Below are 15,187 nucleotides of genomic sequence, written 5' to 3' on the forward strand. Positions count from 1 at the left end.
GCTATTTTGATAATAGAGCATGGATAAACATCAATACTCTAGATAAATAAGAAAATAATCAATAGTCTATCCTCTATATAGCCCTAATAGAGACTTTACCATTAGGAGAGAAAGAATGAAAAAGACAATACATTTAGGAATCTGTATGATTTTAATGTTCCTGTATATTTATTTAACGCCATTAGGGGCTATAACTCTAGCTAGGACCTTTGGTTTAGGAATGGACAGCTATATAATCTTCCTAGTTGGAGAAGTGTTACTTATTTTCTTTTTATTCGTTTTGTGGTTGAAAAAGAAAAAGATGCTCTTTATCTTCGAGAAAAAGGGTTGGCGCTGGTCTTATCTCGCTTTCTTAGTGGCTTGCTTTCTTATCTATTCTTTTCTAAATGGATTTAGAATGCAGAATATTCGATTGATTGACAATAGCTTTATTTTCCAAGATCTTCTTTCAGAACTTTACTCAAACGGAAGAGAAACGACTCTATCAAGTCTTATATTTTTAATCTTTAACATTTCGATTGTACCTGTTGTTGAGGAGACAATCTATAGGGGTTATTTTATGAATACCTTCTTTCCGAAGTCGGAATTTTATTTGGATGTGATCTTGTCTTCTTTTATCTTTGGTCTCAGTCACTTAGTTCTATCCCATCGCGATCCCATCAGTCTCATCATTTATAGTATTCTTGGTCTTCTATTTTCAGTCGCTTATCGAGTTACGGGTAGTCTTCGATTTACCATTGTTTGTCATAGTTTCTATAATATTATTCCCTATGCTCCATCGATCTTATTTTATATTTATTATTTGATTTTTAGATAGGAGGTAAAGAAAAAAGTGTTTGATAGCTGTCAAACACTTTTTCTATTTACTGTTCTTCTGTTACAAACTGGCTGAGCAGTCCGTTGATAAAACGGGCAGATTTTTGATCTGAGAAGTCCTTTGCAAGCTCGATAGCTTCGTTAACAGCAACCAACTGAGGGGTGTCAAATGAAGTGATTTCAAAGACTCCCAAGCGAAGGAGGTTTCTCTCCACGAGTGTTAAACGCTCGATGGTCCAACCTGCTTTTAAATGCTGTGTGATTTGCTTGTCTAGTTCTTCCTTTTTAGCCTGAACACCAGAAACTAGCTCTGTCAAAAAGGCTGGAAGTTGCACATCCGTATCTTCACGATCATGAGTATAGGCGAAACGACAAGCAGTTTCGACATCCGTACCGAATTCAAGACTCATGAGAGCTTGAAAAGCGCATTTACGGAGTTGGCGTCTAGATTCTAATAGTGGACTAGTCATTGAGGAAGTCCTCGTCAAATAGATCTTTCAATTCTGGTTTTGGTGTTTTATCTGGAACGATACCTGCAACGTGAATATTGATAGCAGCGAGTTCTACATCAGCCATATTACGAACGGCATCTTTGACAGCTTTCTGGATAGCAACCGCTACCTTAGGAACTTTTACTCCGTACTCAAGGTAGAGATAGATATCAGCTGTGAGCTCTTCGTCCACGTTTTTAAGATAAACACCACGGCCAAGAGAAAGTTTTGAAAGGGTGTCAGATACTGATTTGTTTGAAAAAGAGTGAACACCCTCTACTTTTGCAGTAGCAATAGCAATGATTTTTTCAAGTACACGTGGGGCGATAACGATTTCGCCAAGTTGTTCTTCAATTCCCATAGAATGACCTCTTTCTAGAGATTAGGCACGAGAAACGTAAGTTCCTTCTGCAGTGTTGATAACGAGTTTTTGTCCTGCTTCGATGAAGTCTGGAACGTTTACGACAAGTCCAGTTTCCATCGTTGCTGGTTTACCAGAACCTGTAACAGTAGCACCTTTGATAGATGGTTGAGTTTCTGCAACTGTCAATTCGACAGTAGTAGGAACGGTAACACCAATCACTTCAGTTCCGTAGAATTGGATCTTCACATCAGAGTTTTCAAGGATGTAAAGCAATTCGTTTTCAACGTTGACTACAGGGATTTCGTATTGGTCGTAAGTTTCTGTATTCATGAAGTAGGCTGTGTCATCCATTTTGTATAAGTATTGAGCTGGGACAGTCTCGATGATAGCTTGTTCAAATTTTTCCTCTGGACGGTAGCTTGTGTCAAATGTAGAACCAGTACGGACATCACGCAATTTCATACGCATGATTGTGTTTCCTTTACCTGGTTTGTGGTGGCTAGCTTCCAAAACGCGGATCAATTTTCCGTCAGCTGTTTCAAAGGTCATACCAGCCTTTAATTTACTTGCTTCAATCATGTTTTTACCTCTTTAATAAAATAATTTACTCTTTATTGTACCATAAAAGACAACATTACTCAAATGTCAAAAGGAGCTTAATTAGTTGACTGGTACGATATTTCCATCTTCGTCTTTGGTAACGAGGACGTATTTTCCATCGACTTCGATATAAAAATTCTTGCTAGTAGCTTGCCCAGCATTTTGAGCCGGTGCTTGATTTTGGACTTGTTGACTTAGTTGACCACCGAGAGTTTGGCCAAGATTCATGCCCATAAACATGTTCATCCCATTGCCATTTCCTTCGTTGGAAGCTGCAGCAATAAGCGCTTCGTTGCGAGCACGGCGTTCTTCGATTTCAATCGTGTTGTACTTCATTGCAACGAGCTCACTATCAAGCTTACGAACGATATCAAGACTTTCTTGGTCGTAGCTGAGGTCTTCAAGCAAGATGTTAGTTGCTTCAATCCCGTAGAGACCTGTCCAAACCTTGTTGACCTCTTGTTTAGCGAGTTCGTTAAAGGTGTCTTGGTTGGCATTGAGGCTATAGATATCAACCTTGTTTTCGTTGGTATATTTGGCAATGGCAATCGCGATTTTCGGTGCGATATTTTGACGGAGCGTTCCTTGAGCTACATCTTGGAGAGTAAATGGCTGTCCGTCAGTAATTTGACGGCTAACAGAACTCACGTAGAAGAGGACTGGATCTGCTATTTTTACATCAAACAAGCCATAGAAACGGATGTTAAGCAGTTGTTGGTAACGTTCGCTGAAGTATTCGACCGCATTTTGTGTGCCGAACTTATTACCTGAAATGGGTTGCATGCGGATAAAGATAATTTCCTGTTGGGTGATGACTTGTCCACCAAAAGAGAAACGGTTTTTAAAGTTTTCCCAAGTGCCTTTTAAACCACCTTTTTCAAGGAGCCAGGCGTTATCACCAGCTTGCCATTCGTGGCTACCAGCTTCGAGGACTTCACCAAGGAAGGTACCGTTGTTTACCAAAACAGCGGTATAACCTTGAGGAACGATAACCACACTGCCATCTGACAAAAGTCCAGTATTTTGATTGCTGTGACGAGAACGTCCATCTGGGTCTTTTGTGAGTAATTGACCCTTGACGGCCAAAGCGTCGCCAGAGACATTATCTGGAAGGACAATGGCTTCCTTGAATTTACTATCATTAAAACTATTTAAGCCTGCTGATAAGGCTGCACGTATAAATCCCATAATTCCTCCTAATTATAAAGCTCGTCTTCATCCACAACATCATAGGTATCCAGTACCCATTGGTTTGGACTGCGAGAGAGATTGGCACCACAGTAGTCGCACTCACTAACTGCGGAGATTTTCAATGGTGCGCCACAGTTTGGACAGTGGTCGCTCACAACTTCGTCTGGATTGACTGCTTGCGTTTGGCTACCGTGTTGACGGATAAAGTTCAATTGATACACGGTGAAGAGATCTTTTTTAGGGTCTCCTTCAAGGACACGGCGAGTCTCATCGTCAATGACATAGTCCCGCAAGGTAGATGACAGGATCACCACTAAGGTGTCGTTTCCGTCAGGATTTTCAATGAACTCCTTGATGCGAACATTTTCGATACAAACTTTCTCTAAAACATTGGTTGTTTTAGCTCGAATATGGTCTTCGAGTTGGGTGCTATGTTGAGAGTAGAGACTGGTACTTTCCAAAGCGCGGACAGAGTTCCAATTTTTTTCAGTCCAGGCAACCTGCAATTTAAGGTAGACTTCCTTAACCCAAGATGTGAAGGCCTCAGCGTCGAAGTTTGGATCCCCATTTTTAACACGACTAATGGCCAGTGTGTTGTGTTCAACTCGACGATGGAGCGTTTGATAATCATTACTAGTGTAGGTTGAACTCGAATCTCCAGACTTATTCTGCAAGGATTTGACGATAACAACTAGTATGATTCCTCCTACTAATATGAACATAAATCCTAGATAGGGAGAGCTAGTAGAACTGTCAGAGGATGATCCGTATCCAGAGCGGTAGTAGTGGTAGGATGAGCCACCAGAACGACTTCCACCTCCACTTGAGTGGCTGCTACTTCTGGAGCTACTGCGGCTGCTCCCTCCACTTCTGGAATGTCCGACACCTGCATCAACGATTTGAGGCACGGATAGAAAAACAAGTAATAAACAGGTCATTAAAAGAGCATAAAACTTTTTCATGTGTCTCCTAACTATATGATTGAAAAGGTAGAATTCTGAATTCGAATGATTATTAAACTATTTAATAACCTTTAAAAATCATCTAAGATATACTAGGCGTTATTTACTAGCATTTAGCTTCTTTATGGAATGGCGTTCGATGAGCCATCCCACAATCCATCCTATTGCTAGCAAGTAATTTTCAAAAGCACCGATAGCATTTACAGGAGAGTGATACTCCATATAATTGAGTAAGTGATTTGTTCCTATTCCAATTCCGCCAATAATGAGAGCAAGAAGTGCGATTCGTAGATAGAACCAATCGTATTTAATATTGATAGCGAGAATAATAATCAATACAGCTAAATTCCATATTCCAATTTCTCGTTGCCAACCAGCAGATATTCCGTACCCGGAGTGGCTTCCCATGTACGATGGAAAGAAAATTTGTAGTATAGAAGCGCCTAACATAGCGATGATGACTAAGACAAATAGCAATCGTAAAAATTTGTTCATTTATTCTCCTTGTCTCATTCTCGTTTTAAAAGTAGAAAAAAGTGTATAAAGAGTAAATTACTCACTTTCTTTCAACTCGGCCAATTCCTGTGCAAGGAGTTTAAGGGCAACTTGTGGATTGGCTTGCCCTTTGGTTGCCTTCATAAGGAATCCTGTGAAGGCTTTGTCTGCGTTGCGTTTGCCTGACTTGAAGTCGGCAACGGCAGCTTCGTTATCCGCAAAGACTTGGTGGATGATTGGAATCAGAACATCTGGATCAGAGATTTGCACCAAGCCTGCTTTTTCCACGTATTCACGCGCGCCACCGCCATTTTTAGCCAGGTGGACAAAGACTTTCTTGGCAATCTTAGAAGAGATCGTGCCGTCTTCGATGATGGCAATCATTTCTACCAAGTTTTCTGGTGTTAATTCGATTTGTTCAAGTGTCTTGCCTTCGGCGTTCAAGAACTGAGCGACTTCACCTTGGAGCCAGTTAGAAACTTGTTTGGCATCGCCACCGAGGGCAACAGCTTTTTCAAAGAAGTCAGAAGTGACTTTGTTGGCAGTCAACTGGCTAGCATCGTAGTCTGACAAGCCAAGATCAGATACGTAGCGCGCACGGCGTTCTTTTGGAAACTCTGGCAATTCTGTTCGCATTTCCTCAATCCACTCATCTGAGATTTCAAAGAGTGGTAGGTCTGGTTCTGGGAAGTAGCGGTAGTCAGCAGCACCTTCTTTGACACGCATGAGGATGGTTGCTTTGTTAGCTTCATCGTAACGCCGTGTTTCTTGGCGAATTTGACCACCTGAGCGAAGAATTTCAGCCTGGCGTTGGACTTCGTATTCAAGACCCTTGCGAACGTTAGAGAAGGAGTTGAGGTTTTTCAACTCAGTCTTGGTACCGAATTTTTCTTGACCATAAGGGCGAAGGGAGATGTTAGCATCCACACGCATCGAACCTTCTTCCATCTTAACGTCAGAAATACCAGCGTACTGGATGACTTCCTTGAGGGCAGTTAGATAAGCATAGGCTTCTTCTGGCGAGCGCATGTCAGCCTCAGATACAATCTCAATCAATGGCACCCCTTGGCGGTTGAGGTCAACATAAGAGTAACCATCTGTACCGTGGGTGTTTTTACCAGCATCTTCCTCTAGGTGAGCACGTTCGATACCGATTTTCTTAGTCGTACCGTCTTCTAGCTCCACTTCAATCCAGCCGTTGAAACCGATTGGCTCATCAAACTGAGAAATTTGATAGGCTTTTGGATTATCAGGGTAGAAGTAGTTCTTGCGGTCGAAGTGCATCTTTTTGTGGATATCCATATTGAGGGCAAGAGCTGCCTTGATACCGGCATCGACAACCCCTTTATTGAGAACTGGCAGAACTCCTGGGAAGGACCAGTCAATCACGTTAGTGTTGGCATTTTGGTCATTTCCAAAGTGGGCAGAAGTAGGTGAGAAGATTTTTGAATTGGTGTTGAGCTCTACGTGGACTTCAAGTCCAATGACTGTTTCAAAGTTCATTAGTTGTCACCTCCAAAAATCACGGGTTGTTGTTTGTGGTAGTCTGTTGTTGCTTCAAAGGCAGCAGCAGCTTGGTAAATGGTTTCCTCAGAGTATTTAGGACCGATCAATTGGAGACCGACAGGTAGACCTTGAGAGAATCCAGCAGGGATCGAAATTCCTGGAAGACCAGCCAAGTTAACTGGGATGGTCAAAAGGTCAGCCAAGTACATGGCAACTGGGTCGTGATTGAGGGAATCCAAGTCATAAGCAACGCTTGGAGCAGTTGGTCCTAGGATTAAATCGTAATCCGCAAAGACGTTTTCGAAATCTTGGATGATGAGGGTACGGACCTGACCAGCCTTCTTGTAGTAGGCATCGTAGTAACCTGATGAAAGACTGAAAGTACCTAGCATGATACGGCGTTTTACTTCTTCACCGAAACCTTGGCTACGGCTGTTTACATAGATTTCATCAAGATTCGTCGCATCCTCTGCGCGGTAGCCGTAACGGATACCGTCAAAGCGTTGCAAGTTTGATGAGGCTTCTGATGAAGCGATAATGTAGTAAACGGCAACACCGTATTTAGAGTGAGGAAGGCTGACTTCTTCGACGATAGCACCAAGTTTTTCAAAGTGTTTGGCTGCATTTAGAATGGTTTCCTTAACCTCTGGGTCAATCCCTTCACCAAGGTATTCCTTAGGCAAAGCAATTTTCATTCCCTTGATGTCTTGACCAATTTTTGAAGTAAAGTCGGCAATGCGGACAGGAGCAGAAGTAGAGTCTTTAGCATCTTCGCTGGCAATAGCATTGAGCAAGAGGGCATTTTCTTTAACAGTTGGTGCAAAAGGTCCAATCTGGTCTAATGAGCTACCGAAGGCAATGAGACCGAAACGAGAAACCGTTCCGTAGGTTGGTTTGAGACCAACAATCCCGTTGAAGGCAGCAGGTTGGCGGATAGAACCACCCGTATCAGAACCAAGTGACAAGCGGACTTGCCCAGAAGCTACAGCTGCGGCAGAACCGCTTGATGAACCACCAGGAACCTTGCTGTGGTCCCAAGCATTTTTAGTGGCACCGTAGTAAGAAGTTTCACCTGAACCACCCATGGCAAACTCGTCCATGTTGGTTTTTCCGACAACAATCATGCCCTTAGCTTTGGCATTGGCAACAGCTGTTGCATCAAAGATAGGTTCGTAGTTGTAGAGCATTTTTGAGGCAGCAGTTGTGAGGATGCCGTCAGTAGAGATATTATCCTTAACAGCCAGTGGAATTCCTGAAAGGACATTATCCGCGTCAATTCCAGCTTCATCAATGGCTTTAGCTTGAGCAAGGGCTTGTTCTCCAGCGATAGTGACAAAAGCATTGATAGCTTTCTCGCGAGACTTGATATCTTCAAGCGTTGCTTGTGTCAATTCAGTTGCAGAAATTTCCTTAGAGACAAGGAGGTTGTGCAAGTCTTCAATCGTTTTGTTATTAAAAGTCATTAGGCATCTCCTCCATCATCTAGGATAGCTGGTACCTTGATATAGTAGTTTTCTTTTTCAGGTACGTTTTTAAACAAGCGGTCACGGTCTGTTCCTTCTTCGGCCACATCAGGGCGGAGTACAGTCTTGCGGTCAGCCATGGTTGTAGTAGGTGCGACACCAGTTGTGTCGACTTCGCCCAGCAATTCAACCATGTCAACAATTTTAGACAAGGTTGTCGCAAAGACAGCAGTTTCTTCTTCAGAGAATTTTAATTTTGAAAGATTGGCAACGTGTGTTACCTCTTCTTGCGTAATTTTCATCTTGCATCCTTTCGTGAAATGATGATTTTTAGTCTGTTCTATTTTACCATATTTTCCTATAAATAAGGGAGCCAAACTGAAAAGAAATAGAAATTGAAAAATCGCTTTTAATTCGCTATAATGGTTAAACTAGAGAATAGAAAAAATAAAAGTTAGGATAGAAATATGTTCCATCAATTTATCACCAGATCTCAGACGGTTCCTCCTCCCATTTCCCTCTTTTGGTATGGGATCATGATGCTTACTTTAGTGCTTTGTATTTATGGAGCACTTGCTTATCACAAAAATCCGAAATTTGTCCGCTTGTTTAAGGGGATTCAGATCCTCCAGTTGCTAGCCCTATATAGCTGGTATGTTGGCTTTGGGATACCATTTTCTAATAGCCTTCCATTTTACCATTGCCGTTTGGCTATGTTTGCGGTGGTTTTCTTGCCAGATAAATGGCGGAGCAAGCAGTATTTTGCTCTTTTAGGAGCTAGTGGAGCGGTCTTTGCTTTGGTTTACCCTGTTTTTGATCCCTATGATTTCCCCCATATCACCAGTTTTTCATTTTTGATTGGGCACTATGCCCTTCTAGTGAATTCCTTGGTCTACTTGATGAATCACTATGACAAGACCTTGCTCAAGAAATATATGATTGTAGCCTATACCTTTATTCTCAATCTCTTTCTAGTTGGGGTTAATCAGGTGACGGGTGGAAATTATGGTTTGTTAAACAAGACACCTTTTATTCCGGATGCACCCCTGTGGTTAAAATACCTTCTTGTGTCCGTCATCCTCTCACTGGCTCTGGTTCTTTTTGATATCTTGTTTAAAAAACGGTGGAAAAAGAGAAATCAGGCGCAATCTGTGCTCTAGCTTGCCTTTTCATCGGATGAGCAATTGAAAAACTCCCCAAAATCCGATATAATGGAGAGTTGAAAGGAATGGTAAAATCCAATGTAAAAATCATTCTTAGCTATTGAAACAAGAAAAATAGAAAATCAAAGAAAGAGAACTTATGACTATTCAAGAAGAAATTAAGAAACGCCGTACTTTTGCCATTATTTCTCACCCGGACGCGGGGAAAACAACCATCACTGAGCAGTTGCTCTACTTTGGGGGCGAGATTCGTGAGGCTGGTACTGTAAAAGGGAAGAAAACAGGGACTTTTGCCAAGTCTGACTGGATGGATATTGAGAAACAACGTGGGATTTCGGTCACTTCATCTGTTATGCAGTTTGACTACGATGGCAAGCGCGTCAATATCCTAGACACACCAGGGCACGAGGACTTCTCAGAAGATACCTATCGTACTTTGATGGCGGTGGATGCTGCGGTCATGGTCGTGGACTCTGCCAAGGGTATCGAGGCCCAAACCAAGAAATTGTTTGAGGTTGTGAAGCACCGTGGCATTCCAGTCTTTACCTTTATGAACAAGCTGGACCGTGATGGTCGTGAGCCACTGGACCTCTTGCAAGAATTGGAAGAAGTCCTAGGTATTGCGAGCTATCCTATGAACTGGCCAATCGGGATGGGGAAAGCCTTCGAAGGCTTGTATGACCTCTATAACCAACGCTTGGAACTCTATAAAGGAGATGAGCGTTTTGCCAGTCTGGAAGAAGGGGACAAGCTCTTTGGAAGTAATCCTTTCTACGCTCAGGTTAAGGACGATATCGAACTCCTTCAAGAAGCAGGAAATGAATTTTCAGAAGAAGCTATTCTTGCAGGAGAACTGACGCCAGTCTTCTTTGGTTCAGCCCTGACTAACTTTGGAGTGCAGACCTTCCTTGAGACCTTCCTTAAGTTTGCTCCAGAACCACATGGACACAAGAAAACAGATGGCGAAATTGTGGATCCTTATGACAAGGATTTCTCAGGATTTGTCTTTAAAATTCAAGCCAACATGGATCCTCGTCACCGTGACCGTATCGCCTTTGTCCGTATCGTATCGGGTGAATTTGAGCGAGGTATGAGTGTCAATCTGCCTCGTACTGGTAAAGGGGCTAAACTGTCTAATGTCACCCAGTTTATGGCGGAAAGTCGTGAGAATGTGACTAATGCCGTGGCTGGAGATATCATCGGAGTTTACGATACGGGTACCTATCAGGTTGGAGACACCTTGACGGTTGGAAAAAACAAGTTTGAGTTTGAACCACTGCCAACCTTTACACCTGAGATTTTTATGAAAGTTTCTGCTAAGAACGTCATGAAGCAAAAATCCTTCCATAAGGGGATTGAGCAACTGGTGCAAGAAGGAGCCATTCAGCTTTACAAGAATTACCAAACTGGTGAGTACATGCTAGGAGCTGTCGGACAACTCCAGTTTGAAGTCTTTAAGCACCGCATGGAAGGCGAATACAATGCGGAAGTAGTCATGAGCCCAATGGGTAAAAAGACCGTTCGTTGGATCAAGCCTGAGGACTTGGATGAACGGATGTCGTCAAGCCGCAATATCTTGGCCAAGGACCGCTTCGACCAGCCAGTCTTCCTCTTTGAAAATGACTTTGCCCTCCGCTGGTTTGCAGACAAGTATCCAGACGTAGAGTTGGAGGAAAAGATGTAACTCAGCACCAACAATTGGAACTAAAGTTCCTAATTGTTGGACGCTAGTCGCTATTTGGCGAACTAGCTAACTGCCTTACTAACTACGTTTGGCAAATAGAATCGATTTGCCAAACTCCGTGTCGTAGTGTAAAATCGGCTTACCTAAACGCTTCACTAGGAAAAATCCACGAATATTATCGATTCGTGTTTTTTTTGTTGGGAAGGCTAGAAAGTTGCTATACCTAGCGATATGATTGGTCTATTTTACTGTTTTATTGAGGCAATTTTGCCCTATTTGAGCAAATTTTATAAGAGTAAGTTGGTTTCTGTTCTTTATTGTATACTAGAGATACAGATAAAATTTGTAAACACCAACCGGAGGAAAATATGGAACAACAGATTAATGAAAAAATTATCGAAATCGTGCATCAAGCCAACGATATGATTCCAGTTGAGTGGGATGATTTGTATATTGTAATCGAGATGGATAAGACCTATAGCGGAGAAGTTTATTTTTATTTCAAATATAAGAATGCGTATCACTACTATTTATATATTCCTCGAGATTTTTGTGTAGATAAATTCGAACTTTATAGTCAAACAGATCGATTATTTGAGAAGTCACAAGAATTGAAAAAAGTCTTTGTTGAGAATGACTTGGCAGATTGGTACATTTGTATCATCCATTTAGATGATAACAACAAGTTTTCGGTCGACTATGACTATGCTCCATGGTTGGAAAGTGGCTATGGTCCAAGTGCTCGAATGGACTTATTTGAATACAAATACCTCGGCAAGCAACCAGCTAATGAAAAAGAACTAGAACAGTTCAAGGCTATGGAAGCCTTCCAGAAGGAACATAATCAAAAGTAGTATAAGCTTGATTACATTTTGAAGAATGCGATTTTTGAGTATTGCTGTTAATGCGAATTGGAGGATAAAATGTTAGAAAACTTTGTCAAAGTGGCAGATAAGCCACAAGAAGTGATTGAAAATATAAGGAAATTGCTAAAGAATACGGAGTTGAACTAAGATTTACAAAGGAGTAGACAGATGAAATTAGACTGCAGAGTTGAACAGGCTTTGCAAGCTATAAATTTTGTGGAGCGCTATAAGGAGCTTTCAGATAAATTTAGCTTAGATAGAACGCCTAAAGAAAAACACTTAAATATTATTACAGGCGAGTTGATATTTGATGTTTTCGAAGATTTAGGATATAGAGCTAAATTTGATGGGCGTGAAAAATTCTTTTATATTGAACCTATTAAAGAAAATGGTTATACTTTTGGATTCCATATTAGTATCTTTAAAGGATTAGTTGAATTGATATGGAGTGTTAGGGACTCTCAAAACAAAGTTATACTAGGGACTCTCAAAACAAAGTTATACTAGGGACTCTCAAAACAAAGTTATACTAGGGACTCCACTGATGGAGTTTTCTAGGAGACTCATCTCTCCGGACTATAGAATCATGGATCCAGTGATTGCTAATTATGATGACTTTGAAAATGTCATGAAAATTGCTTTTGAGATGTACGAAGACTTTAAACAGGCTTTTATGAAGATTGCGACAGAGGATTAATAGATGTTAAAAGATTTTGTTAAAGTGGCAGATATGCTCAAAGAAGTGATTGAAAAGTATCAGGATCAAGTTCCAGCTGACTTGGTTCAAATTTGGCAGGAAGATGGTCTAGGAACTTTTCTTGATGGTTATCTGAAGGTAATTAATCCGGATGATTATCTAGAGCTTCTCCAAGATAGCTATTTTAGAGGAGATGTCGCTTTTCCTATGTTCGTAACAGCATTTGGAGATATTATTACTTGGGAAGAGAGTGCCTATGTGGGAATTGTCCAATATAATATTCAGGATTTAGATATTATGATTAAGCGTATGGATCGTTTCATAGAGTATGTTGATGATGAAGATTTCAAAGATGATTATTTTGATATCCCACTCTATAAAAAAGCTGTTGCCAAACGTGGTCAATTAGCCTACGATGAGTGTTTCGGTTTCGTTCCACTTTTGGCATTAGGAGGCTTTAAAGATGTAGACCACATGGATAAGGTAAAAGTCTTGGAGCACATCTACCTCATGTACCAGCTGACAGGCGGTGTGATGGACGACTAGGAGTTGCTATTTCTTTTTTGAGAACAGTACGAGAGGATGAACTTTCCTTCCAAATGCAAAACACAAGAACCTCAGAGGAAGTCCTCTGAGGTTCTTTGCGTTCTAGTTTCCATATTTCTGGTAAAAATCGACCTTAACCTGGATAAAGGTTTCGGCTTCGCGTAGTAGCTGCAGGAGGGTAGCACGGGTTTCAAACTCCTCACGTGTTTTCGGGAGACTCCGATTGCGGAAGACTTGCAGATAGCGTTCGATGTCATCAAGTAAGTCATGAGCAGGATTGGTCTGACTTAGCTGGGCAGCAATCTTAGAAAAGAGCTGGGCCAAGATCAAACTCTCACTTGCGGCCAGATGACAGGTATTGATCTGCTGGGCCATATTTCGCAGGATGCGACTTTGTCGCTGTCTCATCTCAAAGTAATGGATGTGGTAGTCCGTCTGGTGAAAGAGATGGTCCGAGTGATCCAAATAAACCAGTTTGAGAGCTTCATCGAGGAGCTTATCTAATTGGTCAACGAGTTGGGCTTGATTGCGTCCGTCTCCTCTTGACAGATAGTATTTAAAGCGAAGCAGGATGTTTTTTAACTTTTCCTCGACCTGAAGGTGGTAGCTTTGGATGGCTTTCTCACGAGAGGGCATATAAAGGTTGACCAATAGAGCAAAGCTTGTCCCGATGAGAAAGAGGAGTACTTCATTAAGCAAGAGCTCTGGGGAAGTAGACTCCTGTACCAAGAGATGACCGACCAAGACACTGCTAGGGGTGATGCCGATTTCCCAGCCCATTTTGTAAGCAAGAGGCACATAGAGAGCCAGATAGAGGCCCAGGCTCCAGATGTGAAAGCCTGTCAGCTGAAAGGCTAGAACACCGATAGCGAGCGCTAGGAGCATGGAAAAGAGGCGGTTGCGTGCTAATTTCAGCGTGCTTCTGCGCGTGTCGGAGAGGCTTAAGAGGGCGATAATTCCAGCTGAAACTGCTGATGATAAATCTAAAAAATAAGCGAGAAAACAAGCGAGACAGGTCGCTAAGACCAGTTTGGTCGTACGTTGAGTGAGGGACATGAGAATTTCCTAAACTAATAGAATCAAGTGTTTAACGAGGAGTTAGAGACTAGGGACGAAGTTTTCGGTTTGTAGCATACTCGGCAACCGCTGTAAAGAGGACGTCTGTTGAAGAGTTCAGGGCTGTTTCGCAGGAGTCTTGCACGACTCCGATCACAAAACCGACTCCGACAACCTGCATAGCCAAGTCGTTGGAAATCCCAAAGAGGCTACAAGCTACAGGAATGAGGAGAAGGGATCCCCCAGCGATTCCAGAGGCCCCGCAGGCAGAAATGGCAGCCACGACACTGAGCACAAATGCTGTCCCAAAGTCTACCGAGATTCCGAGTGTATTGACGGCAGCTAGAGTCAGGACATTTATGGTAACAGCAGCGCCAGCCATATTGATGGTTGAACCAAGCGGGATGGAGACAGAGTAGGTGTCAGGATTCAGTCCCAGGTCTTGACAGAGTTTCATATTGACAGGGATATTGGCGGCAGAGCTACGAGTGAAAAAGGCTGTAATACCACTGACACGTAGGCATTTCAAAACAAGGGGATAGGGATTTTTCCTCATAAAGAGAAAAGCGATGAGTGGGTTGACGATGAGAGCAACAAAGGCCATGGTAGCAATCAAAAGTCCTAGGAGGACACCGTAGTTAGCCAGACTGGCAATGCCCTTGTCAGAGATGGTCTTAAACACCAAGCCTAAAATCCCAAAGGGAGCTAGGTTGATAATCCATTCCACGATTTTAGAGGTGACATCCGCCATGGTTCTCAGTAATTCTTTACTGTGTTTACTTGCCTCTCTCATAGCCAAGCCAAAGATGACTGCCCAAGAGAGAATCCCGATATAGTTGGCTTCAACAATGGCATTCAAAGGATTGTCCACCAGTTTGAGCAAGAGGTTGCTGAGGACTTGACCGATACCGTCAGGAGCAGCAACTTCTGTATTTGCACTGGTCAGGGTGATTTGCACAGGCAGTAAGAAACTAGCTAGAACGGCTACCAACGCTGCAGCAAAGGTTCCGAGCAAGTATAGGAAAATAATCGTCTTCATATTGGTATTTTGTCCCTTTTGGTGTTGGGAAAGGGCATTGGCAACAAGGGCAAAAACCAAAATAGGAGCGATGGCTTTCAGTCCGCCTACAAAGAGGTCTCCAAGCAGACCAATTCCTGTCAAACTAGGAAAGAAGATTCCTAATGAAGCGCCCAAAAGCATACCAATGAGGATTCGTTTGATGAGGCTTGCCTTGATCCAGGCTCTAATGATTCGTTTCATAGCAGTCTCCTTCAAATGTATTGTTT

17 protein-coding genes are annotated in these 15,187 nt (G+C 42.3%); 6 read left to right on the forward strand and 11 right to left on the reverse strand.

Annotation, left to right across the window (positions count from 1 at the left end; translation table 11 throughout):
• Window positions 1-115: 115 nt before the first annotated feature.
• On the forward strand, window positions 116-817 hold the full coding sequence (locus AB2B49_RS01795; protein WP_320691876.1) for a CPBP family intramembrane glutamic endopeptidase: 702 nt from the start codon (window positions 116-118) through the stop codon (window positions 815-817).
• A 46-nt stretch (window positions 818-863) separates the two neighbouring features.
• Here the strand turns inward: AB2B49_RS01795 and nusB are convergent, their stop codons facing one another.
• The 9 genes from nusB to gatC all read right to left on the reverse strand — a co-directional run bounded on the left by nusB (window position 864) and on the right by gatC (window position 8,190).
• Window positions 864-1,286 carry a transcription antitermination factor NusB gene (gene nusB, locus AB2B49_RS01800; protein ID WP_000203659.1) on the reverse strand — a complete coding sequence of 141 codons (423 nt, stop codon included), beginning with the start codon at window positions 1,284-1,286 and terminating at the stop codon, window positions 864-866.
• Window positions 1,279-1,668, reverse strand: coding sequence for an Asp23/Gls24 family envelope stress response protein (locus AB2B49_RS01805; RefSeq protein ID WP_000510584.1), 390 nt, complete (start codon window positions 1,666-1,668; stop codon window positions 1,279-1,281). The genes nusB and AB2B49_RS01805 overlap by 8 nt, the downstream gene beginning before the upstream one ends.
• A gap of 21 nt (window positions 1,669-1,689) precedes the next feature.
• Window positions 1,690-2,250 (reverse strand): elongation factor P, encoded by a 561-nt coding sequence (gene efp / locus AB2B49_RS01810; protein WP_000568640.1) that lies wholly within the window; start codon window positions 2,248-2,250, stop codon window positions 1,690-1,692.
• 81 nt (window positions 2,251-2,331) lie between these two features.
• Window positions 2,332-3,459, reverse strand: coding sequence for an SPFH domain-containing protein (locus AB2B49_RS01815; RefSeq protein ID WP_049504805.1), 1,128 nt, complete (start codon window positions 3,457-3,459; stop codon window positions 2,332-2,334).
• Between the two features lie 8 nt (window positions 3,460-3,467).
• Window positions 3,468-4,424, reverse strand: coding sequence for a zinc-ribbon domain-containing transport protein (locus AB2B49_RS01820; RefSeq protein ID WP_049504803.1), 957 nt, complete (start codon window positions 4,422-4,424; stop codon window positions 3,468-3,470).
• Window positions 4,425-4,523: 99 nt separating this feature from the next.
• Entirely contained in the window at window positions 4,524-4,919 is a 396-nt protein-coding gene (locus AB2B49_RS01825; RefSeq protein WP_001031998.1) for a hypothetical protein, read from the reverse strand.
• 57 nt (window positions 4,920-4,976) lie between these two features.
• A complete protein-coding gene (gatB, locus tag AB2B49_RS01830; protein ID WP_049504801.1) occupies window positions 4,977-6,422 on the reverse strand; it encodes an Asp-tRNA(Asn)/Glu-tRNA(Gln) amidotransferase subunit GatB in 1,446 nt (481 codons plus the stop codon).
• Window positions 6,422-7,888 (reverse strand): Asp-tRNA(Asn)/Glu-tRNA(Gln) amidotransferase subunit GatA, encoded by a 1,467-nt coding sequence (gatA, locus tag AB2B49_RS01835; RefSeq protein ID WP_049504799.1) that lies wholly within the window; start codon window positions 7,886-7,888, stop codon window positions 6,422-6,424. The genes gatB and gatA overlap by 1 nt, the downstream gene beginning before the upstream one ends.
• Window positions 7,888-8,190, reverse strand: coding sequence for an Asp-tRNA(Asn)/Glu-tRNA(Gln) amidotransferase subunit GatC (gatC, locus tag AB2B49_RS01840; protein WP_049504797.1), 303 nt, complete (start codon window positions 8,188-8,190; stop codon window positions 7,888-7,890). Before gatC ends, gatA begins: the two co-directional genes overlap by 1 nt.
• Window positions 8,191-8,355: 165 nt before the next feature.
• On the opposite strand from gatC, the gene AB2B49_RS01845 reads away from it, so the two are divergent.
• The 5 genes from AB2B49_RS01845 (at window position 8,356) to AB2B49_RS01865 (ending at window position 12,844) form a co-directional block, all read left to right on the forward strand.
• Window positions 8,356-9,048: a YwaF family protein gene (locus AB2B49_RS01845; protein WP_049504795.1), complete on the forward strand. Its 693-nt coding sequence runs from the start codon at window positions 8,356-8,358 to the stop codon at window positions 9,046-9,048.
• 142 nt (window positions 9,049-9,190) lie between these two features.
• A complete protein-coding gene (locus AB2B49_RS01850; RefSeq protein WP_000155103.1) occupies window positions 9,191-10,735 on the forward strand; it encodes a peptide chain release factor 3 in 1,545 nt (514 codons plus the stop codon).
• A gap of 368 nt (window positions 10,736-11,103) precedes the next feature.
• A complete protein-coding gene (locus AB2B49_RS01855; protein ID WP_049504792.1) occupies window positions 11,104-11,589 on the forward strand; it encodes an immunity protein YezG family protein in 486 nt (161 codons plus the stop codon).
• A 180-nt stretch (window positions 11,590-11,769) separates the two neighbouring features.
• Window positions 11,770-12,108: a hypothetical protein gene (locus AB2B49_RS01860; protein WP_307770168.1), complete on the forward strand. Its 339-nt coding sequence runs from the start codon at window positions 11,770-11,772 to the stop codon at window positions 12,106-12,108.
• A 193-nt stretch (window positions 12,109-12,301) separates the two neighbouring features.
• Window positions 12,302-12,844 (forward strand): T6SS immunity protein Tdi1 domain-containing protein, encoded by a 543-nt coding sequence (locus AB2B49_RS01865; RefSeq protein ID WP_049504790.1) that lies wholly within the window; start codon window positions 12,302-12,304, stop codon window positions 12,842-12,844.
• 102 nt (window positions 12,845-12,946) lie between these two features.
• On the opposite strand, the gene AB2B49_RS01870 is transcribed toward AB2B49_RS01865, so the two are convergent.
• Window positions 12,947-13,900, reverse strand: a complete 954-nt coding sequence (locus tag AB2B49_RS01870) for an aromatic acid exporter family protein (RefSeq protein ID WP_049504789.1) — start codon at window positions 13,898-13,900, stop codon at window positions 12,947-12,949.
• A gap of 49 nt (window positions 13,901-13,949) precedes the next feature.
• Window positions 13,950-15,161, reverse strand: coding sequence for a serine/threonine transporter SstT (gene sstT / locus AB2B49_RS01875; protein WP_049504787.1), 1,212 nt, complete (start codon window positions 15,159-15,161; stop codon window positions 13,950-13,952).
• Window positions 15,162-15,187 lie beyond the last annotated feature (26 nt).

It is taken from the genome of Streptococcus jiangnanensis, assembly GCF_040888325.1.
Taxonomy (GTDB): Bacteria; Bacillota; Bacilli; order Lactobacillales; family Streptococcaceae; genus Streptococcus; species Streptococcus jiangnanensis.

Excerpts from the sequence above, each read along its gene's own strand:
- AB2B49_RS01795 (WP_320691876.1), top strand. The coding sequence starts at position 116 with ATGAAAAAGACAATACATTTAGGAATCTGTATGATTTTAATGTTCCTG.
- nusB (WP_000203659.1), bottom strand. The coding sequence starts at position 1,286 with ATGACTAGTCCACTATTAGAATCTAGACGCCAACTCCGTAAATGCGCT.
- AB2B49_RS01805 (WP_000510584.1), bottom strand. The coding sequence starts at position 1,668 with ATGGGAATTGAAGAACAACTTGGCGAAATCGTTATCGCCCCACGTGTA.
- efp (WP_000568640.1), bottom strand. The coding sequence starts at position 2,250 with ATGATTGAAGCAAGTAAATTAAAGGCTGGTATGACCTTTGAAACAGCT.
- AB2B49_RS01815 (WP_049504805.1), bottom strand. The coding sequence starts at position 3,459 with ATGGGATTTATACGTGCAGCCTTATCAGCAGGCTTAAATAGTTTTAAT.
- AB2B49_RS01820 (WP_049504803.1), bottom strand. The coding sequence starts at position 4,424 with ATGAAAAAGTTTTATGCTCTTTTAATGACCTGTTTATTACTTGTTTTT.
- AB2B49_RS01825 (WP_001031998.1), bottom strand. The coding sequence starts at position 4,919 with ATGAACAAATTTTTACGATTGCTATTTGTCTTAGTCATCATCGCTATG.
- gatB (WP_049504801.1), bottom strand. The coding sequence starts at position 6,422 with ATGAACTTTGAAACAGTCATTGGACTTGAAGTCCACGTAGAGCTCAAC.
- gatA (WP_049504799.1), bottom strand. The coding sequence starts at position 7,888 with ATGACTTTTAATAACAAAACGATTGAAGACTTGCACAACCTCCTTGTC.
- gatC (WP_049504797.1), bottom strand. The coding sequence starts at position 8,190 with ATGAAAATTACGCAAGAAGAGGTAACACACGTTGCCAATCTTTCAAAA.
- AB2B49_RS01845 (WP_049504795.1), top strand. The coding sequence starts at position 8,356 with ATGTTCCATCAATTTATCACCAGATCTCAGACGGTTCCTCCTCCCATT.
- AB2B49_RS01850 (WP_000155103.1), top strand. The coding sequence starts at position 9,191 with ATGACTATTCAAGAAGAAATTAAGAAACGCCGTACTTTTGCCATTATT.
- AB2B49_RS01855 (WP_049504792.1), top strand. The coding sequence starts at position 11,104 with ATGGAACAACAGATTAATGAAAAAATTATCGAAATCGTGCATCAAGCC.
- AB2B49_RS01860 (WP_307770168.1), top strand. The coding sequence starts at position 11,770 with ATGAAATTAGACTGCAGAGTTGAACAGGCTTTGCAAGCTATAAATTTT.
- AB2B49_RS01865 (WP_049504790.1), top strand. The coding sequence starts at position 12,302 with ATGTTAAAAGATTTTGTTAAAGTGGCAGATATGCTCAAAGAAGTGATT.
- AB2B49_RS01870 (WP_049504789.1), bottom strand. The coding sequence starts at position 13,900 with ATGTCCCTCACTCAACGTACGACCAAACTGGTCTTAGCGACCTGTCTC.
- sstT (WP_049504787.1), bottom strand. The coding sequence starts at position 15,161 with ATGAAACGAATCATTAGAGCCTGGATCAAGGCAAGCCTCATCAAACGA.